At 42.7% G+C, this 22916-nt stretch carries 23 protein-coding genes; 20 read left to right on the plus strand and 3 right to left on the minus strand.

All coding sequences use genetic code 11. The features are described 5' to 3' along the window. Positions 1-90 precede the first annotated feature (90 nt). From NR125_RS13920 to NR125_RS13930, 3 genes are read right to left on the minus strand one after another with little or no spacing between them, the layout of a single operon-like run. Complete coding sequence (locus NR125_RS13920) at positions 91-1182, minus strand: acetyl-CoA C-acyltransferase (protein WP_256815529.1); 1092 nt, start codon at positions 1180-1182, stop codon at positions 91-93. After that, complete coding sequence (locus tag NR125_RS13925; protein ID WP_217028357.1) at positions 1178-2629, minus strand: AMP-binding protein; 1452 nt, start codon at positions 2627-2629, stop codon at positions 1178-1180. The genes NR125_RS13920 and NR125_RS13925 overlap by 5 nt, the downstream gene beginning before the upstream one ends. A 34-nt stretch (positions 2630-2663) precedes the next feature. Continuing rightward, the gene (locus tag NR125_RS13930) at positions 2664-3227 is read right to left on the minus strand and encodes a biotin transporter BioY (protein WP_019381312.1); all 564 of its coding nucleotides are present in this window, start codon (positions 3225-3227) and stop codon (positions 2664-2666) included. Between the two features lie 236 nt (positions 3228-3463). Between NR125_RS13930 and NR125_RS13935 the strand changes: the two genes are divergently transcribed. From NR125_RS13935 to NR125_RS14030, 20 genes are all read left to right on the plus strand, one after another. Continuing rightward, entirely contained in the window at positions 3464-3604 is a 141-nt protein-coding gene (locus tag NR125_RS13935; protein WP_198286707.1) for a hypothetical protein, read from the plus strand. A gap of 196 nt (positions 3605-3800) precedes the next feature. After that, positions 3801-4619, plus strand: a complete 819-nt coding sequence (locus NR125_RS13940) for an alpha/beta fold hydrolase (RefSeq protein WP_009334276.1) — start codon at positions 3801-3803, stop codon at positions 4617-4619. A 76-nt stretch (positions 4620-4695) separates the two neighbouring features. Beyond that, positions 4696-5478, plus strand: a complete 783-nt coding sequence (locus NR125_RS13945; RefSeq protein WP_009334277.1) for an IclR family transcriptional regulator — start codon at positions 4696-4698, stop codon at positions 5476-5478. A 288-nt stretch (positions 5479-5766) separates the two neighbouring features. After that, complete coding sequence (locus tag NR125_RS13950; RefSeq protein ID WP_251264999.1) at positions 5767-7044, plus strand: MFS transporter; 1278 nt, start codon at positions 5767-5769, stop codon at positions 7042-7044. Positions 7045-7191: 147 nt separating this feature from the next. Beyond that, positions 7192-7728 carry a cupin domain-containing protein gene (locus NR125_RS13955; protein ID WP_019381315.1) on the plus strand — a complete coding sequence of 179 codons (537 nt, stop codon included), beginning with the start codon at positions 7192-7194 and terminating at the stop codon, positions 7726-7728. Positions 7729-7881: 153 nt separating this feature from the next. Further along, positions 7882-8796 carry a VOC family protein gene (locus NR125_RS13960; protein WP_256815511.1) on the plus strand — a complete coding sequence of 305 codons (915 nt, stop codon included), beginning with the start codon at positions 7882-7884 and terminating at the stop codon, positions 8794-8796. A 23-nt stretch (positions 8797-8819) separates the two neighbouring features. Next, positions 8820-9611, plus strand: a complete 792-nt coding sequence (locus NR125_RS13965) for an SDR family oxidoreductase (protein ID WP_019381317.1) — start codon at positions 8820-8822, stop codon at positions 9609-9611. 27 nt (positions 9612-9638) lie between these two features. After that, complete coding sequence (locus NR125_RS13970) at positions 9639-11360, plus strand: thiamine pyrophosphate-binding protein (protein ID WP_256815512.1); 1722 nt, start codon at positions 9639-9641, stop codon at positions 11358-11360. Positions 11361-11374: 14 nt separating this feature from the next. Next, entirely contained in the window at positions 11375-12820 is a 1446-nt protein-coding gene (locus NR125_RS13975) for an aldehyde dehydrogenase family protein (RefSeq protein WP_256815513.1), read from the plus strand. Positions 12821-12832: 12 nt separating this feature from the next. Continuing rightward, positions 12833-13615, plus strand: coding sequence for an aspartate dehydrogenase (nadX, locus tag NR125_RS13980; protein ID WP_035329820.1), 783 nt, complete (start codon positions 12833-12835; stop codon positions 13613-13615). Between the two features lie 92 nt (positions 13616-13707). Next, complete coding sequence (locus NR125_RS13985; protein WP_019381322.1) at positions 13708-15015, plus strand: aromatic ring-hydroxylating dioxygenase subunit alpha; 1308 nt, start codon at positions 13708-13710, stop codon at positions 15013-15015. Positions 15016-15052: 37 nt separating this feature from the next. Next, entirely contained in the window at positions 15053-15562 is a 510-nt protein-coding gene (locus NR125_RS13990; RefSeq protein WP_019381323.1) for an aromatic-ring-hydroxylating dioxygenase subunit beta, read from the plus strand. Positions 15563-15577: 15 nt separating this feature from the next. Continuing rightward, the gene (locus NR125_RS13995; protein WP_009334287.1) at positions 15578-16363 is read left to right on the plus strand and encodes a 3-(cis-5,6-dihydroxycyclohexa-1,3-dien-1-yl)propanoate dehydrogenase; all 786 of its coding nucleotides are present in this window, start codon (positions 15578-15580) and stop codon (positions 16361-16363) included. Positions 16364-16394: 31 nt separating this feature from the next. Beyond that, positions 16395-17357, plus strand: a complete 963-nt coding sequence (locus NR125_RS14000) for a VOC family protein (protein ID WP_256815514.1) — start codon at positions 16395-16397, stop codon at positions 17355-17357. Positions 17358-17457: 100 nt separating this feature from the next. Then, positions 17458-17784, plus strand: coding sequence for a hypothetical protein (locus NR125_RS14005; protein WP_019381325.1), 327 nt, complete (start codon positions 17458-17460; stop codon positions 17782-17784). Beyond that, the gene (locus NR125_RS14010) at positions 17781-18341 is read left to right on the plus strand and encodes a hypothetical protein (protein ID WP_256815515.1); all 561 of its coding nucleotides are present in this window, start codon (positions 17781-17783) and stop codon (positions 18339-18341) included. The genes NR125_RS14005 and NR125_RS14010 overlap by 4 nt, the downstream gene beginning before the upstream one ends. 109 nt (positions 18342-18450) lie before the next feature. After that, the gene (locus tag NR125_RS14015; protein WP_251156978.1) at positions 18451-19215 is read left to right on the plus strand and encodes an alpha/beta hydrolase; all 765 of its coding nucleotides are present in this window, start codon (positions 18451-18453) and stop codon (positions 19213-19215) included. Between the two features lie 278 nt (positions 19216-19493). After that, a complete protein-coding gene (locus tag NR125_RS14020; protein ID WP_256815516.1) occupies positions 19494-20948 on the plus strand; it encodes an ABC1 kinase family protein in 1455 nt (484 codons plus the stop codon). Positions 20949-21059: 111 nt separating this feature from the next. Then, on the plus strand, positions 21060-22022 hold the full coding sequence (locus tag NR125_RS14025) for a bile acid:sodium symporter family protein (protein WP_192908667.1): 963 nt from the start codon (positions 21060-21062) through the stop codon (positions 22020-22022). 349 nt (positions 22023-22371) lie between these two features. Continuing rightward, on the plus strand, positions 22372-22824 hold the full coding sequence (locus NR125_RS14030; protein ID WP_009334297.1) for a S1 domain-containing RNA-binding protein: 453 nt from the start codon (positions 22372-22374) through the stop codon (positions 22822-22824). Positions 22825-22916 lie beyond the last annotated feature (92 nt).

The raw sequence follows: 22916 nt of genomic DNA on the forward strand, positions 1-22916 counted from the left end.
ATTTGCTATCTTTGTGCGAATGTGTCGAATTTCCGGTGATTATACAAAAAAACCTGGAATAACACTACTCCAGGCAAGCTTACAGTTTTATCATACCCCTTCAAACAATACGGCAGCACCGACGCCGCCTCCGCTTCCAATCGCAGCTAATACATATTTGGAAGGAGGTCTTCTTTGGACTTCATAAAATAATTTTGTAATCATCACAGCTCCTGAAGCTCCATAAGGGTGGCCGATTGTTAGAGCACCTCCTTTAACATTCAGTATTTCATAAGGAATGGAAAGCTCATTGGCGCATGCTGCTATTTTTGATGCAAATGCTTCATTAATTTCGATTAAATCAATATCGTCAATTGTTAAATAATTTCTTTCAAGGATAGCTTGTATGGCTGGGACAGGCGCAGATCCCGGAAAGTTGGGATGTACACCTGCTACTGCACTATCGGCAAAACGCAGAATGGGCCTGTAGCCGTTTTTTATTGCTGTTTCTTCCTCCATCACCAGCACAGCAGCTGCCCCATCATGGATTCCGCAGCTGTTAGCTGCTGTTACAGTGCCATCCTTTTTAAATATAGGCTTTGCACGTTTAAGAAGAGTTTCCATTTTTCTTTTTCTAAAAAACTCTTCATCATGCAGATGTCTTCCAATTGGGATCATTTCTTCGGCCAGCAGTCCCTTTTCGAAAGCTTCCCAGCTCCGTTCATAGCTCAATTGTGCATATGTATCCTGACTTTCCCTTGATATGTTGTATTTCTCGGCTACATTTTCCGCTGCCGCACCCATATCGGGGTCTCCTATTTTTTCCGGGGAGAAGCGGGCCCTTTTGGAAAAGGGCGAGGTGCTGGCACTTTCGGTACCGCCCGCTATATAACAAGTCCCGGCACCTCCCTGGATGTAATAGCATGCCAATCGAATGGCTTCAAGACCCGCACTGCATTGCCTGTCCAGGGTTAAGCCCGGAACAGACAAAGGGAGTCCTGCTTCTAATGCTGACAAGCGGGCTACATTCCCGCCAGGTCCTACGACATTGCCCAAAATGACATCATCAATTTTATCTTCAATTCCTTCAGCAAGATAATTCAGAAGCGGGGCAGCAAGTTCATGGGGCTCATAGTCCTTAAGCATCCCATTTACTTTTCCAATAGGTGTTCTTTTTGCCAGTACAATCACTGCTTTCTTAATGGCTAATCACCTTTCTTTCGAAAGATTCCTTCAGCTGGGCACGGGCAATTTTTCCGCCGGCTGTGTAGGGCATTTCTTCAGTGAAAATCCATCTGCGGGGAACCTTATATGAGGCTAAATGTTTTTTACATAGGCGCTTTAACTCAAGGGCATCTGTTTTGCCTTTGATGACTGCAGCTGCAATTTGCCCCCAATATTGATCTTCCAGTCCTATCACAGCAACCTCCTCGACATCCGGGTGCAGACTGATCACTTTCTCAATTTCTTCAGGAAAGATATTAATAGCTCCATATAATATCATGTTCTTTTCGCGTCCGCTGATGTATAAATATCCTTTATCATCAACATAGCCCATATCATCAACGGTGGCCCATCCATCCTGATCCTGTATGGAATGGATTGTTTCATTTGAAAGGTATCCATCGAAAATAAGTTCGCTTCTGACAAATATTTTGCCAATTTCATAAGGAGCGAGTTTCCGGCCGTCTGTTCCTCTAATTTCGATTTCAACACCATGGCAGGGCTTTCCGACTGATCCTGCTATATCCTCATCCGCAAGAAATGTTACATAGCTCAATTCACTGGCTCCATAAAATTCGATCATGGAGAGCTGGGGGAATATTTTGCTGATTTCCAGCTTCGAAGTTTCATCCCATTTCGCACCTGAGGAAAAGATTTTTATAGGCTTCTCTATGATTCTTTTTTCTCTTAAAATAGCTGAAACCATGGTCGGAACTGTATAAAGTGTGCTGATGGGCTGCTCCTCGATACATGAGAGAACCTGGGCTGCACTGAATTTCTCGAGCAGGTGAACCGTTCCGCCCGTACAAAGCGTACTTACCGCGCCATACAAAAAATGAGAGTGGATAAGTGCCCCGGGAATCAGGACGTGTTCCTTCTCATTCATCTTAAAATCGTGATGGTTCACCTTGAAGCTTGCTGCCCAGGATCTATGGGAGCGGATAAATGCTTTTGGGATGCCGGTCGTGCCTGAAGTAAATCCCATATAAAATGGGCGGTTCCTTTCTGAATCGATGTGAAACGAAGTGCTTTGACCGCAGATTTCCTCCATGGCATCCTCCCAGATAAGCACGAAAGGGTGCAGGCTGGCAATCTGATCATAGTATTCTTTACCTGTGATCACGATAGAAGGGTTGGATATTTCAATCCGCTGCTTAAGTTCTTCGGCCTTCCATTTTAAGTCGAAAGGTACAGCTGTCCATCCAGCCATGGAGGCACCTGTGAATAATTGCAGAAAAGGAATTCCATTTGGCAGCAGGATTGCTGCAGTTTTATTGGTTACAGATAAAGAGTGAAGCCAGTTAGCGGTTTTGCAGAGATAAGAGCTCCATTCTTTATAGCTTAAAGTTTGGCTTTTCGAGATGATTGCTGCTTTATTTGGAGATTCTTCGGCGAGTTTTTTAATATTTGCTGTAATATTCGTCAACGGGTTGTCCTCTCCTTATGGAAAAGGAGACACCTTATAGTGTCTCCAGAGATTTAGAAAATTGCTTATTTATAATCGGATGCTTAAGCAGCCGGAATACCAGGAAAGAAGCGAGCGTCGCTTTTAACACATCTCCCGGAATATAAACCAAGCTTAATTTAATCGCATCAGACAAAGGAATATTCATCATAAAGGCCTGTACCGGAATTCCCAAAAGATAGATGAGGAATATGCCGACAGTCAGGTTTATGAGCAGGATATTCTTTAATTTTAACGTTTTGAAGCGTGAGAGTAAATACCCGATAAAAAATGCTGTAAGTGGATAGGAAATCAAATACCCTGCACTAGGCCCGAAGAATACACCAATGCCGCCGCGGCCTCCTGATAATAATGGTGCACCTGCAGCAACCAAGAGTAAAAACACTGCCATGCTGATTCCGCCAAGTCTGGCGCCTAAAATACCGCCGGCCAAAAGGACACCGAGTGTCTGCAAGGTTATCGGAACGGGTGTAAAAGATAGCATGATTGGAGGAACAAGACCAAGTGCTCCCATTACTGCTGCAAATAAAGCCACATAAGTCATCTCTTTAACTTTCATAATACCTCTCCAATTCAAATTAATAGGTTAACTGGTTTCATTTTATGGTTAACACAAATGTTTGTCAACCTAAAAAAAACGAAGTTTACAATCATGAGGATACAAGTTGGTTTAATGCTGTAAGTTTACTAGTATATATGTACTGAGCAGATGCAGCCATTAAATATTCATGTTTATTTTTTCTAAAATAAATCAAACTAAGCGGGTATCAAAATATTTTATAGGGGGTATTTAACGTGTCCAAGAAAAACAATACACCATCTGAACAAGTTGACCAAAAGGCATTATTGGACAATAAAGTGCAAGATGCGAGAAAAAACAACTTCGAAGAGGACCACATACGCAGAGTTACATCAAATGGTGCACAAGGTCAATAATTAGAAGCCCAGTTACAGAAATAAAAACCCGTTCTTAAATGATCGGGTTTTTATTGTTGCTTAAGAGACGGGGGCTATGATATAAAGGACAAGATATTTTTTGACTATTCAGTTGACTATTCCAGAATATGATTTATGATAGGGGTAACCGAAACATTGTTTTACTTACAAAACAAACATGTGTGGAGGTTATACAATGCCATTTATTGAAGTGAATGATTTAACGATTCATTATGAAGTTGAAGGAAATGGTGAGCCGCTTGTTATTCTTCATGGGCTGGGAAACAATTCACAATCCTGGAAAAAGCAGCTGGAAGGGTTAAGTAAGGAATTTACTGTTATTGCCTGGGATGCGCCCGGCTATGGCAAGAGCTCTGATCCAAGGGAGGAATTTACACAGTTCAGCCAATTTGCTGATGTTTTAAAGGGCTTTATTGACGGTTTGCATTATAAAACTGTTAATCTTTTAGGCCATTCAATGGGTTCAGCCATTGCTCTTGATTTCTGCAGCCGTTATCCTGATATGGTGACCAGGCTGATCATAGCCGATGCCACTCGCGGTGCCGCGGGGCAGAGTCAAGAAGAAAACGAAAGAAAGCTGAAGAACCGCTTACATAATATTGACACATTGGATCCAAAGGAGTTGGCTCAATTAAGGGTAAAAGAACTTCTTGCGCCAAACCCGGATCCTGAAGTAAAGAAGGAAGCAGAACGCATCATGTCCCAGGTGAGGCCGATGGGCTATCGCTCTGTGGCCTTTTCACTTTCAAATTTAAATCAAATGGATATTTTGCCTTCCATTCCTGTTCCTGTCCTTGTTATTTGCGGGGCATTGGATAAGGTGACTCCTGTAAGCGAATCTGAAATTTTCCATCAGTATATCCCTAATTCAATTCTGAAAACCATTCCGAAAACAGGGCATTTATGCTATCAGGAGAATGCGGACTATTTTAATGCCCTTATTTTGAATTTCCTGCAGGGAGCATACAAAAAAGAAGAATTAGCTGAAAGGTAACCATAGAGAAATATTTCCTATTTCTCTCCTGGTTTTGTTAATATGTTAGTAAAAATGTAAACAGGGGGTGACTTGCATGGCAAAAGAGGAGAAAGAGCGGTATAATGCCAATGCTCTGGTACGGGGGCTGGAAATCTTAAAGCTCTTTAATGAGGAGCGTCCAACTCTGTCACTGGTTGAAATTGCAAAAGAATTGAATGTTAGCCGAACAGTCCCGTATCGATTATTGTATACTCTCCAATCGCTTGGTTATCTTGACCAGGACGAAAACTCAAAGAGATATAGTTTAACGCCCCAGGTATTAGAATTGGGCTTTTCCTACTTAAGTACGTTAAAACTTCCGGAAATTGCCCAGCCATATTTGGAAACATTAAGAGATGAAACAGGGGCTTCCTGCCATTTATCTATTCTGGATGGGAATGAAGTGGTGTATGTTGGCAGTGCTCCTGTCAGAGGGGTATCTGCTATTAATGTCAATATCGGACTGAGGCTTCCAGCTCATGCAACAGCAAATGGTAAATTGCTGCTTGCCTATCAGCCGCAGGAAAAGCTGAAACAGCTTTTTTATGGATCCGAATTAAAACCGTATACGGATCGGACAAAAACATCCCTGGCTGATTTTCAAAATGAAATTGAAATAATCAGGAGAAATGGATACTCCATTACAAAAGGAGAGCTTCACCATGGGATTCAATCAGTAGCGGCGCCCATATTTGATAAAACCGGCAGCATTATGGCGGCTATTAATGTTGTAGCAACAGAGACAACATTCCATGATGAGTTTATTGAACAAGTAGCGCTGCCTAAAGTGCTTGAGATTTCAAAAAAGTTATCAGGATATATGGGATATCATTTATAAGAATAGAAAGAGTGGTTAAAAGCTTGCAGCTGCTGCAAGCTTTTTTTGTTTAGTATATAAAACATTTTTTAGTAAATGAAACAAATTATAATTTTTCATTGACTCAATTTTCGAAAAACTTTACACTATTGATAAGTGGTAAACATTGTTTTGTATGTAAAACATAATATGGCTGAAAGGAGGGAAGAAAATACCACCCAAAAAATTTTTTCTTATGAAGTATAATATTTGAAAAGCAATTGAAAGCGATTACAAAAAATGAATATGTTTCTTGAAAGGGGATCACAAATGCTGAAAGGGAACAAAAGATGGCTCTATATTGCTGTGCCTATATTCTTTTTCTGGTTTTTTGGACAAATTGATAAACTGGGAATCTCGGTTATTCAAACGGATCCTGGCTTCCTGAGTGATCTGGGGCTTACAGGGGCAGACAAAAATGCCAAAATTGGCTTAATAACATTTATCTTTACTATCTCTTACGCCGTTTCAAATATATTCTGGGGCTTTGTTATTGATAAAGCAGGTCCGCGGAAAACAGCTGTATTCGGGCTGTTCATTTGGACTGCGACCATGATTGCAGGCGGTTTGGCAACTTCCTATGAGATGTTTTTAATCAGCAGGGTAATTCTTGGATTCGGTGAAGGGATGATGATTCCGGTCTGCGGAAAATTCATTTCAAATTGGTTTAACCAGCGGGAACTTGGCCGGGCACAATCTACCTGGCTCGCGGGCAATTATTTCGGACCTGCCTGTGGTGCTGTTATATTGACTTTAGTGCTTGCAACCTTTCATTGGGAAGCTGCGTTTTTCTTCCTAGCTGCTTTTAATCTGTTTATTGTTATTCCAATGTTTTGGTTCCTTACTCGGGATACTCCTGAAGAACATTATGCAATTGATAAGGAAGAGCTTGCGTATATCCGCAAGTCTGATGGCACTGAAAAACCAAAGAAAAGCTTTGCACAGGACTACCGCTATTGGATCGTTTGGTTTGGCATGTTAATGTCATCGTTTTTGTTTTTCGGAATCAGCATTTGGCTGCCTACTTATCTCGTTGAGGCGAAAAGTTTCTCAAGAGAAGCAATGACGGGGATTACCTCATTATCCTGGCTGTTTGCTCTGGGCTTTGTCTTATCCTGCGGATTTTTGGCTGACAAAACAAGACGTCCAAGCTTGCTGGCCACGATTCTGTTCAGTTTAACGGCAGTCTTCTTAACAGCAGCTATTTTTGCACCACATCCGGTTCTGGCTGGTATTTGTATGGGACTCGCAATGGGAACTCAAGGCGGGGTGTTCCATTTAAGCAATTTATTTATCGTAAAATTTTCAACCCCGGAAACAGCAGGGCGCGCTGCCGGTCTTATGGGATTCACTAATATTTTAGGCGGTTTTTCAAGCTATATCATGGGATGGATGAGAGACCTTGCAGGCGGGGACTTTGGCCCATCGATTGTTATGCTTATCATTGCAGCAAGCTTAGGCTTCATCGCTTATATATTTACAATCAAAAAAGAGGCAGCTGAACTTCGAATTGAGCAGATTCCTCCAAATAGAAAAGTAATCGTATAATAGTTTCATATTTGAAACAAAGTTTTAATAATTTAATTTTTCTCAATATTTTTAATTGACATATTAAATATTGGGATTTATTATTAACCTGTAAGTAAAACATTGTTTTGTATATAAAACATAATGAAGATTTAGGAGTGATATTATATGTCAGCTGAAAAATTTGATGTGCAAGCTTTCGAAAAAAAATATGTAGCAAGGCTGCAAGATCGATCACTGGACTGGAATGTTCTTAAATTTCAAGAAGAAATTGATCCAAAGTACAAAAGGGCGCAAATGAGATATATTGGCCGCGGGGCAACAGCGAATAATGATTCAAATGTAATCGCAGCGGAACATTTCACACTCAGCACGATGGTGCTTCCAGCTGGATGTGTTGGACCTCTTCATCTTCACGATGATGTGGAAGAAGTATTCTTTATTCTTAAAGGGAGTGTAAAGGCTCTTATCCAGGAAGTAGGCAAGGATGAAGTACATGAAATTCGTCTGAATGAGCGTGACTGCATCAGTTCTCCTCCGGGAGTGTACCGCGGCATTCATAATGATGGCGATGAAGAAGCGTTAATGCTGGTTATGCTTGGAGCAGTAAAACCAAATCTTCCTACATATCCGAAAGGGAGTGCTCTTGAAGAGCTGCGCATTCAGCGTGCGAAAGAAAGAGAAGCTATCATCAACGGAAAATAATAGTTTCTGGCAAACTGGCACTCTAATGAATATAACCGGGATGGTCCGCTAAATTTAACTCTGCCTTCTCATCCCGGTTCCTTTAACAAAAAATGTTTCCTCGGCAGCCAATGATCGGAGGATTGTAAATCTATTATTTTGGAGGTGCATAGGATGTTAGGTATTACTCACTTGAGGCACATTAGTCTCATTACTCCAGTTCTTGAGGAGCAGGCTGAGTTTTACGAGAAGATTTGGGGACTTGATAAGGTATCCGAGGATGGGGATTCTGTCTATTTCAGGGGTGCTGGTTCAGAGAATCATATTTTAAATTTGAAGCGGGGAGAAAAAGCGGGGCTTCACCATATTGCATTTGGAATGGTTGATAAGAACGCCGTTGACAGGGCAGCGGAGATTCTGGCTTCCAAGGGTATCCCGGTTATTTCACCGCCGGGCTATTTAGATGAAGAAGGTAAAGGGTACGGACTTCGCTTTGCTGATCCGGAAAACCGCTGCATTGAACTTTCAGCATGGGTGGAAATGCACACGACTATCTGGAATAAGAAGAATGTGGATCCGGTGAAGCTGAATCATGTTGTCATGAATACGGCAGACCTGGATATGATTACAGATTTTTATACTAATATTTTAGGATTTAAGGTAACTGATTGGAGCGAACATCAAATGTCTTTCCTCCGCTGCAACAGGAAGCATCACTCACTTGCCTTCAATCAGGACCAGCATGCATCTGTCAATCATATTGCCTATGAGGTAGACACGGTGGATGAAGTCATGCGGGGGATTTCAAACGTCAGAAAAGCAGGTTATCAGGAGCTTTGGGGGCCTGGACGCCATGGACCGGGAAATAACATCTTCTGTTACTTTCAGGATCCTGCCAAATTTGTCATGGAATACACGTGTTATTTAGAAACCATTGAAGATGAGGAAGAATGGGTGGCTCGAGTATGGAAAAGGGTTCCACACCTGATGGATCAATGGGGAATAGCCGGACCTCCAAACCCTGAAGCACGTGCAGCGATGGGCGGAAAGCCTGATCCAGGTTGGGTTAACGTGAATGCATTAACCTAAAGCTATTTGAAAGGGGTATCGTGATGGACTTTGGTTTAAAAGGAAAAACAGCAGTCATAATGGGTGGGACTTCGGGAGTAGGCCTCAAAACAGCAGAAATGTTCCTTCAGGAAGGTGCAAAAGTTGCGGTATGCGGCAGAAATGCAGAGAGGAAGGATAAAGCATTTGACCATTTATTGCATTTCGGGCCACGGGAATCAATCTTTGCCGCCACTTGTGATGTAACAAATAAAGAGGATGTTAATCGTTTTGTCGATTCAGCAGCATCCCGGCTTGAAGGAATTGATATTTTAGTTAATGCCGCCGGACAAAGTGTTATGGGGTATTTCTTTGATATTACAGATGAGCAATGGCAGGAACAGATTCAGTTAAAATATTTTGCCATTATCCATGCGGTACGTGCTGTCCATCCATATTTAGTGAGGCGCGGAGGCGGAAGGATCATCAATATTAATGCGACGCTTGCAAAGGAACCTGAAAGACATATGGTTGCTACGGCCGCAACAAGGGCAGGTCTTTTAAACTTAAGTAAAACGCTTTCCCAAGAGCTTGCATCAGACAATATCCTGGTCAACTCCGTAAGTCTTGGATTAATCCGTACTGACCAGTGGGAACGCAGACGATTGAAAAATGCACCTGATATGGATGCCGAGGAATATTACAAAGATCTTGCAGTAAAGCGGGAGATTCCGCTGGGCAGGGTTGGAGAAGCAGAAGAAGTAGCCAGTGTCATTCTCTTTTTAGCCTCAAAGCAGGCAAGTTATGTTTCAGGATCAACCATTGAGACAGCTGGAGCGCTGGGGAAAGCGCTTTAATATTAAGCAAAGGCAGGAATGATTAGGATGAGCCAACAGGAACAATTGGTAATTGCACCGGTAAAAGCAAGTGAGCAAATGGAATTTACTGCAGCAGATGCAGTTGTGAAGGAACTCGTCCGTGCTGGTGTTGAGGTGGCATTTGGGATTGTAAGCATTCATAATATGCCGATTTATGATGCCATCCTCCGTGATGGAAGAATTCATCTGGTATGCTCCCGCGGGGAGAGCGGTGCGGCAAATATGGCAGATGGTTATGCCCGTGCGACAGGAAAATTGGGAGTGGTCATCACGAGTACGGGAACTGGTGCAGGAAACGCTGCTGGTTCACTGATTGAGTCATGGGCAGCGGGGGTTCCGCTCCTGCATTTAACAGGTGAGGTTGCATCCCCCTATTTGGGAACTGGAAGAGGCTATATTCACGAGTGTAAAGACCAGCTGTCTATTATGGAGGGTTCATGCAAAAAAGCTATGCGGCTAAGAAGGCCTGAACAGGCAGCTGCGGTTATCAGGCAAGCCATTAAGGAAGCTGCTGCTGCACCTTCAGGCCCTGTTTCAGTAGAAATCCCAATCGATTTTCAATCTGCGATTATACCGGATTACTCATTAGAAGAAGTGGATGTTTCAGTACAGGAAAACAGCACCATAGCGTATCTTCCAAAAGAGGCGATAACCAAAATCAGCCATGCCTGCCGTCCGGTCATTTGGGCAGGTGGGGGCGTCATTAGCTCCGGGGCTTCCAAAGAATTGCAGGAGCTTGCGGAAAGGATCGGGGCAGCCGTTATTACGAGCCAATCAGGAAAGGGCAGCATTCCGGAGGATCATCCTCAATGTATTGGCCATTTTGCATCATTTGAATTAACAAAAGATTTAGTGAAAAAATCGGATCTCCTGATCAGCATTGGAGTCAGATTTAGAGGGAATGAAACCTCCAACTGGAAAATAGAAGTTCCAGAAAATCATATCAGCATTGATGCTGATCTCCAGGCAATGAACAGAAATTATGCCGCGGCCATTGGGCTGGCAGGTGATGCTAAGCTTATATTGAGAAAAGTAAATGAAGAATTGGCTAAGGAATCATTATCACCTTCCAAAGATTATTTGGAAGAAGTGCTATCAGTAAGGAAAGAACTGCGTCTTCAGTTGAGAGCAACACTTGGACCATATGAAAAAATTGCTGATGCTATGCGTAAATTGCTCCCGCGGGATACTGTATTAGTGCGTGACGTTACGGTACAGGCAAATGTCTGGGGCAGCCGATTATTTGAAATATATCAGCCGCGTACATCCATACATGCTTCAGGCGGAGGAATTGGGCAAGGCTTGCCGACTGCAATCGGAGCACAAATGGGATGTAAGGATAGACAAGTTGTTTTATTAGCTGGAGATGGCGGCTTCATGGTCAATGTCGGTGAAATGGCAACTGCAGTACAGGAAAGCCTTCCGATAATCGTCATCCTGTTTGATGATGCAGGATATGGTGTTCTCCGAAATATTCAGGATGCCGCCTATGGACGGCAGGTTGCGGTCGATTTAGTTAGCCCCGATTTCGTTTTGCTGGCTCAGTCCATGGGATTTGCATCTGCAAAAATCGGTTCTCCGGAAGAATTCGCATCCGAGCTGGAGAAGGCAATGGACAGGAGAAAACCATCCATGATCGTAGTGGATATGGAAGCAGTCGGGCCAATGGCGAAACCATTTGGTGGGCCTCCTGGCGCGGCGGAAGCGTTCAAACCGAAAAAGTTGTAAGGGAGTGATTTGGGATGATTTCGACGTATCCATTTGTTTCAGGAAAATATTTAATAGCTGGAGAGTGGATCCAGACAGAAAAAACAGCCCATGTTCTTAATCCGGCTGATCATCAGGAAGTTGTGGGCGAAGTTGCCTTGTGTACAGAAGAACAGGTTGAATTGGCCATTTCTGCTGCAGCAAAGGCTTTTGAAACCTGGTCGAAAAGTGAGATTGAGGACCGGGCAAACCGGATGAAGCTCGCTGCCGACGAGATTAAAGCAAGTGTCGAAGAGAACGTCACTTTGCTGATCCGAGAAAATGGAAAAGTGCTGGTGGAAGCGAAAAAAGACCTTCTGCGCTGTGTCGATATTATGAAGGAAGCTGCCGAAGAGCTTTTGGAATGGTGGAAGCCTGAATCCATTCCCGGTTCCCAGAAGGTCCAAATCCGAAAGCGTCCCCGTGGGGTAACGGCAGTGATCTCTCCATGGAACTCACCAATGATCCTTACGTTTAAGCGGGTGATCCCAGCTGTTCTTGCCGGAAACACAGTCGTTGTAAAGCCGGCGACAAGCTGTCCGCTAACAATCATGTCATTCCTCAAGACAGTGGCTTCTTATTTCCCTGATGGAGTCATTAATGTTGTAACTGGTTCAGGAGGGCTGATCGGCAATAAGCTTTGCTCAGATCCGCGAATCCGAACCATTGCATTTGTCGGCAGTACCGAGACTGGGAAAGAAATCATGCGAGCTGCTTCAGGCACGGTGAAAAATGTCTACATGGAGCTTGGCGGAAATGATGCGGCTATTATTCTCGAAGATGCCAATCTGGATGAAAGCGCTATTAAGCGACTGCGTTTCGGAGTTCTTAGGGCAGCAGGCCAGGTGTGCTCAGCCATCAAAAGGATCTATGTCCATGAATCCCGATACGGGGAGCTGGTAGAAAAGCTTAGAAAAGAATTTCAGCATATTAAGGTTGGAAACGGCATTCAGCCTGATGCCGAGATGGGGCCTTTGAACAATAAGGCCCAGTACGAATATGTGAATGGGCTGATCGAACGTGCCAGAAAATCCGGAGCTACCGTCATCACAGGAGGGATTCAGCTTGATCCAGAGTCCTGGGATAAAGGCTATTACATACTGCCTGCAATCATCACCGGTGTGGATCAGAAAAGTGAAATTGTACGTGCTGAACAGTTTGGACCTGTCATTCCGATTCTTCCATTTAAAGAGGATGAGGAAGTCATCAGCCTGGCAAATGACAGTGAATTTGGTTTAAGGGCTTCTGTTTGGACAGAAGATGAATCCAAAGCACTTGAATTTGCAGACCGGTTAGAGGCCGGCGCCGTTTTCCATAATAATCATACCGTTTTTCAGGATCTCCATCTGGACTTCCCGGGCCTAAAGGAAAGCGGACTTTCACGAGAAACGCGGCATTGCGGTCTGGAGTTTTTTGCAGATTCCTATGGTTTTGCCAATTAGGGGGATACCGATATGAAATTAGCCTTAATAGGAGGCGGGAATATAGGCAGGTTCCTGCTTCAAAGCATTAATATAGACTGCTTAATACCGAATGCGAAAATTATTGGCCTTCATACTCGCTGCCAGGAACAGGCAAAGGAACTATCACGTGAATTTGAAGCGGAAATCTTTGAAGACGTGGAATCCCTTTTAAAATCCGATGCCGACCTGGTTATTGAAGCAGCAACTGTTGAAGCTGTAGAAGAGTATGCTGCTTCCATTTTGCTTTCAGGCAAAGATCTGGTTGTCAGCAGTGTTGGGGCATTGGCAGACCGGGAATTTTATAAGTGCCTTGAAGAAATCTGCATCTTAAATAATACGAAAATCCACTTGCCATCAGGGGCAATCGGCGGACTGGATATTTTAAAAGCTGCCAAATCGATTGGTGAGCTGGATTCTGTCTCCATTATCACCAGGAAGCCTCCTCAGGCACTTCCTGGTGCCCCGCTTAATGGGGAAAAGGTGCTTTTTGAGGGATCTGCCGCCGAAGCCATTAGATTATTCCCAAAGAATATCAATGTTTCCATTATCTTGTCTCTCGCGGGATTAGGTGCCGAGAATACCGGAGTTAAAATCATATCCGATCCAGCAGCAAGGAAAAATAGCCATACGATTGAGGCAGCAGGTTCTTTCGGAAAGCTATCGCTTCAAGTCGAAAATGACCCGATGCCTAATAATCCAAAGACAAGCTACCTGGCAGCTCTAAGCATCCTGGCTTCATTGAAGAATAGGGATGAGATGATCCGGGTTGGATAGATGTAAACTGGTGCAACAGCAGGAAGAGAATATTTCATTCTTTTCCTCGCTCCTTGGAGAAGCTTATTTTAAGACGAAGGGGGAATTTGCATATGATTAAAACGACAACTAAGAATTTAGAAGAAATGACCCAAAAAGAAACGATCGGCTACTTGAACGAAACAGTCCAGCCTGAGGCTGGATCCATTCCTGCCTTTATCCTCGCAGATCCTAAGATTTACGATATTGAGCATAAAAAGGTGTTTATGAAAACCTGGCTTTTTATTGGCCATGAATCAGAAATCCCGAATAAAAATGATTATATGTTAAGAGATTTAGCAGGCTACTCCATTATTATTACAAGAGATTCAGAGAATGAAATCCGCGGTTTTTACAATATGTGCACACACCGGGGGATGAAATTATGCCGTGCTGACAAAGGAAATAAATCTTCATTTGTATGTCCTTATCATGGATTTAATTTTAAAAACAATGGTGATCTTATTGGAGTACCTCTGCAGAAGGATATTTATGGTGCTGACCTGGATAAGTCCAAACTGGGACTTCACAAAATAAGGATTGAATCATATAAAGGCCTTGTTTTTGGAACCTGGAATGAAGAAGCTGAGTCTCTATCAGATTTCCTCGGCGATTTCAAATGGTATTTGGATATTTTAGCCGGACGTGCTGAAATGGAAGTCGTCGGCCCTCCGCAAAGGTTTATCATCCATTCAAACTGGAAGGTAGGAGCAGATAACTTTGTCGGCGATTCCTACCACACAATGGTCACTCATGGATCCATTGCAAAATTGGGCATGGTGCCCAGTGCGACATATTCCAAAAAGGGATACCAAATCCACACTATGAACGGGCATGGTTTAAATCTGGGTACTCCTAATCCTGACTTCGCATTCCCTGAAGAGCTAAAATCTGAATATAAATCCAATTTAACAGATGAACAATATGATGTGCTGGCCAATTTGAAAAATATGATCGGAAACATCTTTCCAAACCTGAGCTTCCTCATTTCACATACAAAGGTAAAAGGACAGCTGATTTCGAATACAACCGTTCGGATGTGGAGGCCAATTGGGCCAGATAAAATGGAAGTGATTGCCTGGTTCCTGGTAGAGAAAAATGCTGCAGAGGACTGGAAGAAACGTTCAAGGGATTCTTTCATTTTAACGTTCAGCCCTTCAGGCATTTTTGAGCAGGATGATACAGAAGTTTTTACTGACATCACCGCTGCCGCATCAGGGCCAATGCCTGTTATGAAAGAACTTGTTTACAATTATACGATGGGCATGCACCGGGAACCGGTCAGCGATTTCACCGGTCCGGGTGTTGTCTACGATGATAAGTTTTCTGAAGCAAATCAAAGGAATTTCTATCGCTACTGGCTTGATCTCATAAACGCTTAAGTAAACTGGAACGATGCCTGAAATGGGGGAATACGGAATGAGTTTAGAGAAAATGCTCGCAACCTATGAATTTGAACAATGGCTCTACAGAGAAGCTGAGCTGCTTGATCATATTGATTTTGATGGCTGGTTCAGCCTTATGCATCCATCCCTGATTTATCAAATGCCTGTACGTGTCAATAAGGAAGGCACCGAAAGGCCGGATTATGCGGAAGATATGTTTTCTTTTAATGATGATATAGATTTGCTGAGCCTGAGAGTCGAACGGTTAAAAACGGACTATGCTTGGGCGGAAATTCCTCCTTCCCGCACCCGCCGCTTTGTAAGCAATGTAAAACTGGCAGACTATGTCCCGAATGAAAAAGCATCTGTAAATAGTTATCTTCTAATCTATCGCAGCCGGAGTACAGACATTCATCATGACCTGATCTCAGGAGAGCGCCGTGATGAATTTACATATGAAGATGGCATCTGGAAATTATCAAAGAGGGTTTTCATTGTCGATCAAACAACACTCAATACCAGAAATCTCGCTATTTTTGTTTAAGGAGGAACATTCGTTATGGCACAGCTAAGCGGAAAATCAGTCTATTTGACCGGGGGCGCCTCTGGCATTGGAAAGGCTGTTACAGAGACTTTTATACAGGAAGGAGCCTTTGTAACTGTACTGGATAAATCAGCAGCTGGCCTCGAGCAATTGAAACAGGAATACGGGGATCGTGTTCTATGTATGGAAGGGGACGTCACTGAATACGGGGATCACATTAACGCCGTTCGAGCTGCTGTGGAAGCGGCGGGAAAACTCGATGTGTTCGTGGCCAATGCCGGCGTATTTGACGGATTTGCCAAATTTAGTGAAGTAACACCAGAGGCCATGTCAGATGCCTATGACCTGTTATTTACTATTAATGTTAAAGGCTATTTTAATGGTGCAAAAGCTTCTGCGGAAGAATTGAAAAAAACAAATGGAAATATGATTTTCACGGTTTCCGGAGCCGGCTTTTACCCAGACGGGGGCGGAGTCTGGTATACAGCAAGCAAGCACGCGCAAATCGGCTTAATGCGCCAGCTTGCCTTTGAATTAGCCCCGGACATCAGAGTAAACGCGGTGGCACCAGGCGGCACATTGACGGCACTCAATGTCATAGGCCCGCTTAAGCCGTTTGTGACAGCAGTCGATCCGGATACGAAAGCAAAAAGCATTAAATCCCGAAATCCCCTCCGCATAGCTATGACCAGCGAAGACCATGTTGGAGCGTATCTGCTGCTTGCTTCTGATCAATCCCGAGCCATTACAGGCGAAGTGATTTCCAGTGATGGAGGACTTGCTGTACGGGGATTATCTTAAAGGAGAAGCGTCATTTAGGAGGATTTTTTTTATGGCAGAAAGCAAAACTACTAAAGCGCCATTAGCTGGAAATCAGGAAATAAACCAGCTGGCTTTTGTTGTTCAGGATATTGATGAGGCTTGTGAGGCTTTTTCAAGTTTACTGGGAGTTCCGAAGCCCGAGTGGTTTTTAACAGGTGATCAGGAAGTATCAAAGGTAATTTACCGTGGAAACCCTACTGCATCAAGAAGTAAATTAGCATTTCTAAATACACCAACTGTTCAATTTGAACTTATTGAACCAAATGAAGAACCAGGCACGATGCGGGAGTTTTTGGATCGGGCTGGAGAGGGCATACACCATATTGCCTTTGATGTGGAATCCATCAGTGAACGAATGCCGCTTTTTGAAGAGAGCGGGTACTCACAACTGCAAAGTGGAGAATTTACATCCAGTGAAGGCAGATATGTTTATGCTGATACCTTGAGAGACTGCAAGATATTGGTTAAACTCCTGGAAAGCTCTGAGGCAAGAAATACTGCAGCTCCCCCTGATTCACTATGCCCCTTGCTTGGAACAAATAAAGTCGAGCAGCTGGCAATCGTGGTAAAAAATCTGGATTTGGCTGCAGAAGCTTACTGTAAGCTTCTCGGTGCCGATAAGCCACCCATTATACAATCAGGTCCAAGTGAAATGACGCAGGTCATTTTCAGAGGCCGGCCAACAGAAGGTAAATCAAGATATATGTTTATCAATACACCTTTCATTCAAATTGAATTAATCGAACCAGGTGATTCACCAAGTACTTGGCAGGAACATCTGGAGAAATACGGGGAAGGTGTCCATCATATTTCGTTCGTTGTCGATAACCTGAATGAAAAAATCAGATTGCTGGAAGAAATGGGATATCCTGTCATACAAACTGGCAACTTATTTAATGGGAAAGGCAAATATGCTTATATGGACACAACCTCAACATTCAAAGTGATTATTGAATTACTTGAGAGATATTAAAAAACGGCTGCACATAAAAGTGCAGCCGTTTTTTTTAGGGTGGCATCACCTCCTGTTTAATTGTAAAATAATACTATTCTAGAAATTATTAGGGGGATTTATGTACACTTACCAATCTTTTGTAACAGATGGAACCTTTACATTATTGAGGCCAGTGATTTCTAGTTTCCTATTAATTACTGTGGTTCTATTCGTTCTTGTTTGGCTTCCTAAAGCCTTGCAGGGTTTCTTGAACGGATTTACGGTTATGGCGGTTGCCCTCATTTCAATCATTATATCTGGCCAGGTACTATTTTTTGGAGCCATTCTTGCCGATGAGTTAGGGATGGGAGGAGGAAGCGGATTTTGGATGTTCCTTGTGATTGTCATCCTGGGAACCGTGAGCCCCATTATTTATTTCATGAGACATAGGGAGGCGGGATCGTGACCAGTTCTGAAATTAAGAAACTGAGAGTCAGGCAGCTCCTGCTCTTAAATGGCACCCTCCTATTCTTCTTAAGTGCGACTTACATTTTACAAATATTAATAGATATTACTTTTTCGCAAATGTTTATTTTCCTTGGCACGGTAACTCTGATTCAATCAATTGTGGGATGGGCAAAACGTAATTCCACTAAATCTATTCTTCCTGTTATCGAACAGATTGCCATCTATGAAAAAGAAAAGATGGGCAATGAATGGAGTAAGCAGCGGATTGTGGGGAGTATTTGGACATTGCTTTTTAGCAGCATACTATTTATCAATGCTTACTTCCATTCTGATTCCGGGGAAATTCTGAAAATAGAGCCGATGTTTTTATTTTTTCTTACAATTGCGATTCTAATCATGACCAATATCAGTATGGTCATTCACAGCAGGAAGGTGGATGTTGCTCAATCACCTGCAAACTTCACAGGGTACACACGTAACTCTAATGTAAGGGCTATTATCTTTGGTGCTTGTTACGCCATCCTTATCTTTGTGTTAATACTTTCTTTAGTCTAACCGCTCCATATATGTTTAGAGCGGTCTTTTTTCTTCTTAAATACAAGTTGACAGGTCGGAATAGTTGGTTATATAATGTGAGTAATTAATTCTGAGGGAGGAATAGATTATGAATGAACGTTATCCTGTTTTGGACGGTGCAGAATCATTCTACTATGAAGGCAATGAGATCGGGATTCTGATCACACATGGTTTTCTTGGAACTCCCCAGAGTGTACGGTTTTTGGGGGAGTCATTTGCCAAGCTTGGCTATACCGTCTTTGCTCCAAGGCTTAAAGGCCACGGCACACATTATAAAGATATGGAAAAAACCTCTCATGAGGATTGGTTTGCTGAAGCAGAAAAGGGGTATCAATTTCTAAAAGACAGATGCACATCTGTTTATGCTGCAGGTCAATCAATGGGTGGTGCATTGACCCTTTGGCTGGCAAATAAATATCCCGAAATTGCAGGTGTTGTGTTAATAAATGCCGCTCTCCGGGTTCCATGTTATGAATATTTAAAGGGGAAAACAAATCCCAGATACCTTGATGAAGGTGCACCAGATATTAAAAAAGAGGATGTAGAGGAAATTACGTACGGGAAAGTTCCGGTTCCCTCCATCTTCGAATTGCAGAAAATCATGGAAAGAACACCAGACTTATTACCATCCATTAAAACACCTGTATTAGGCTTTAAGTCGGTAGAAGATCATGTGGTGCCTGCAGAGTGTACAGATTTTATTTTGGAGAAGATTGGCTCCGTGAAAAAGAAAGCTATATCGCTCTATAACTCCTATCATGTGGCATCCATGGACAATGATAAAGAAAAGATTGTTAACATAACTCATCAGTATATTCAGCAGAATCAAGCAGGCAGCTTGTCCTTTGTGTAAGGACGGGCTGTTTTTTATGTCATGAAACCTTTTAAACATGATACCGTATAAAAAGAAAAGGGTATTCAGCCTGTAATACAGAATAAGACAGTATATTTTTCTAGGGAAGAAGATGATGGAAATGAAGGCGAGAAGTAAATTGCTCCGTATGTACAAATTGCTTTCTATGGCACTTCACATTATATTTCAAATTTACTGGTATAAATGGACCCGCAAATCAGAAGCAGAAAAAATTATGGTCTGGCATCGGGAAAAGATTCCGGACAACACTTTTTGAATTGGAAGGGCTGCTGATTAAGATTGGTCAGTTCATCAGCATTCGTTCTGATTTGCTTCCAAAAGCTTTCATCCAGGAGCTGCAAGACCTGACCGATAAGGTACCGCCATCGGAATGGAGTAAAATCCAGAGGATTTTAAACGAAGAGTGGGGGAGCGAGCTCTCTAAAAAGGTGGTGGCGATTGAAAAAGAAGCCATTGCATCAGCATCGATTGGGGAGGTATATAAAGGCGCTCTCCAGGACGGCTCAATTGTCGCCATTAAAGTACAGCGTCCTGATATTCAATCCATCGTACATACCGACTTCCGGACCCTAAGTATTCTTGTCTGGTTTGCGGATCGGTTTGTCCCTATTCCTAAGGGATTCCTTAATTTAAAGGTCCTATTTCAGGAGCTAAAGCAGGTTATTGAGCGGGAGCTTGACTTTACAAAGGAAAAGGATACCCTGCTTTATTTTAAGGAGCGATTTAAAGATAATGAGTTGGTTAAAATTCCCCGCGTGCATCAGGAGCTTTGCACTTCAAAAGTGCTTGTCATGGAATGGGTGGAGGGAAAAAGACTCAATGATTCAGCAGCGGTTGAAAAGCTTGAGATATCCCGTCACGATCTGGCACGCCGTTTGATGAAGATCTTCCTGCCGCAATGGCTGGAACCTGGGATGTTTCATGCCGATCCCCATCCAGGAAATGTGCTGTTTACAAGGGAGGGGAGGATCATTCTTCTTGATTTCGGCATGGCCGGGGAAATTTCAAAAAAAGATGCAGTCTCTTTTCAGAATTTAATTGAATCCATTCTCGCTAAAAACTACAGTAAAGCAGTCGAATGTCTGTCACAGCTGGGATTTTTGCTGCCGGAAGCTAATGCGGGAACAATGGAGAAGCTGCTGTCAGAATGGATGGCATTTGACCTTTCTCAGGTAAAAGATATGGATCTAGTGGCTCTTAAGCTTGAACTAAATGATATGATTGCTGCTCTTCCGATCCAGGTGCCAACCCGCTTTGTTTTTCTGGGCAGGTCATTTATGACAATAGAAGGGATTGTTCGCCATCTGGCACCAGAAGATGATCTTCTTGACCTTGGCAAACCAGTTTTTACAGAGTGGTTAAGCTCACAGGGGAATAAATGGTCATTCATTTGGAGCATTATTCAATCCCAGCCGCTCTTTAAAATTTTTCATTCAGCAGTGGAATTCCTGGAAACACCGCGTAAATTGGAAAAAATGAAAGAGGCCGGGCAAAGAAGGGATTTTCAGTTTACGATCTATGAAAATCGAAAAAAACAGCTTTTTCAGCTATTCATGCTAGGTTTAACTGGGTCTGGCTTTGGCATTTATTTAGAAGAAATGCTGATCATGCAATTATCCGCAGGCATCGCAGCCATTGCGCTTGCAGGGTTTGGAGTAAACAGCTGGAGGCTGGGAAAATGGCTGAAATATATGCCAGAAAAACGGAGATAATCAAAAGAGCCGAGTTTTGGCTCTTTTTTACTATTTTGATATATAACCAGCCAGATTATGATAAAATAATTAGTTAGGTAAACAATTATTCGGAAAAGGAGAGTACTCAGTGTGCTAATTCAAATCAATAAACAACTGGAGAAAATGATGCCATTGATTACTCCAATAAGCGTGGTTCTAGGTGTTATGCTCGCTGGTTATATTAAGGATTTTGCTTTTATCATCCCTTGGGTTTTTGCGTTTATGACGTTTTCAGGAAGTCTGAACTCCAGTTTTAGCAGTTTAAAAGAAATCCTTCATCATCCAAAGCCGCTTTTCCTCATATTGTTTCTGCTTCATATTTTGATGCCTCTCTTTGCATGGAGCACAGGTAAACTTGCGTTTGGTGATGATTCATTAACTATTACCGGGCTGGTATTGGCTATGGCCATTCCGACCGGCATATCGAGCTTCATCTGGGTTTCCATTTATCGCGGCAATATTCCGCTGACATTGTCCATCATTCTGGTAGATACCTTTTTGTCACCATTTATTGTTCCGCTGACATTGTCGATATTTTTCCAGAAATCTGTACAGATCGATGTTGTGCCGATGATGGCTGGATTATTCGGCATGATTGTTCTGCCTTCTTTTCTTGGCATGCTCTTCAATCAATTCGCAGGAAAAAGCGCTGCAGCCTTGAGCAGCCGGCTCTCTCCTTTTTCTAAGCTAGGAATGGCCATTGTGGTCATGCTGAATGGAGCTGTCGTCGCCCCGTATCTGAAGGAGGTAAATTTTAAATTGGTCCTCATCGGGCTTGCTGTATTTTGTGTGGCGTTTATGGGCTATCTTATCTCTTTCATCATCGCTAATTTACTGAAATACGATCAGGGCACGACTGTGGCCGTTACGTTTAATGGCGGGATGAGGAATATCAGCGTTGGCTCCGTCCTGGCAGTTACTTATTTTCCTGCTCCTGTTGCTGTTCCTGTGGTCATCGGTATGCTCTTTCAGCAGGTATTGGCGTCCCTGTATGGGATTATAATGAAGCGTCATTTCAGCAGGAAGGTTCTTCAGGAAGGTCATACTGTGTAAGGTTTAAGCTCCTGTTTCAGGAGCTTTTTTTGTTTGCCAATATATCATAAAAATAAATTTTTAATTAAATTATCCTTCCGCACATAAAAAAGCGTTATGCGCACATAAAATTTTTATCTGCACATAAAAATATTTTTCAATATAAAAGTGTGCCATCTGCATACAAAATTGGCTGAAATAATGGCCCAACAAGCAATTAAATATATAAATTTTACTAAATTTGAACAAAAAATATGATTTATCCCGAATTTTAACGGGTAGAATATCGTAGGGATATCGCCGGCATTGAAATTATCTTTAAAAAAAGTTATAATAAGACGTTGTTAACACTACCGAGGGGGAAGTTTTTTTGTCAATCGAAATTGGAAGTAAGGTACAAGGAAAAGTAACAGGTATTACAAATTTCGGAGCTTTTGTCGAACTGCCAGGCGGTACGACAGGTCTTGTTCACATTAGTGAGGTAGCGGACAGCTATGTTAAAGATGTGAATGAGCATTTAAAAGTTGGCGATGAGGTAACTGTTAAAGTGCTTAGCGAGAAGGAAGGCAAAATTGCCCTTTCCATCAAAAAAGCAGTGGACAGACCTGAAGGCCAATCTTCTTATTCTCAGCGCCCGCCGCGCCAGGGAAGAGATGATCGCCGCGGCGGTTCCAGAGATTTCCGTTCTAAAGGAAACTTTAAGCCGAAGGAAAGCTTTGAAGACAAAATGGCAAAATTCTTAAAATCGAGTGAAGAAAATATTTCTTCATTAAAGCGCAATACTGAAGGAAAGCGGGGCGGCCGAGGCGGACGCCGCGGTTAAGCAGCCCTTTAGATAGAGTGAAGCTTCAATCAGCGGGTGGTTTCCCAACTGATTGTTAGTTGAACCAATCTGGCCTATATGCTCAGTTAGAC

The sequence above is a fragment of the Cytobacillus sp. Bac17 genome (genome assembly GCF_024519925.1).
In the GTDB taxonomy this organism is placed as follows: Bacteria; Bacillota; Bacilli; order Bacillales; family Cytobacillaceae; genus Cytobacillus; species Cytobacillus pseudoceanisediminis.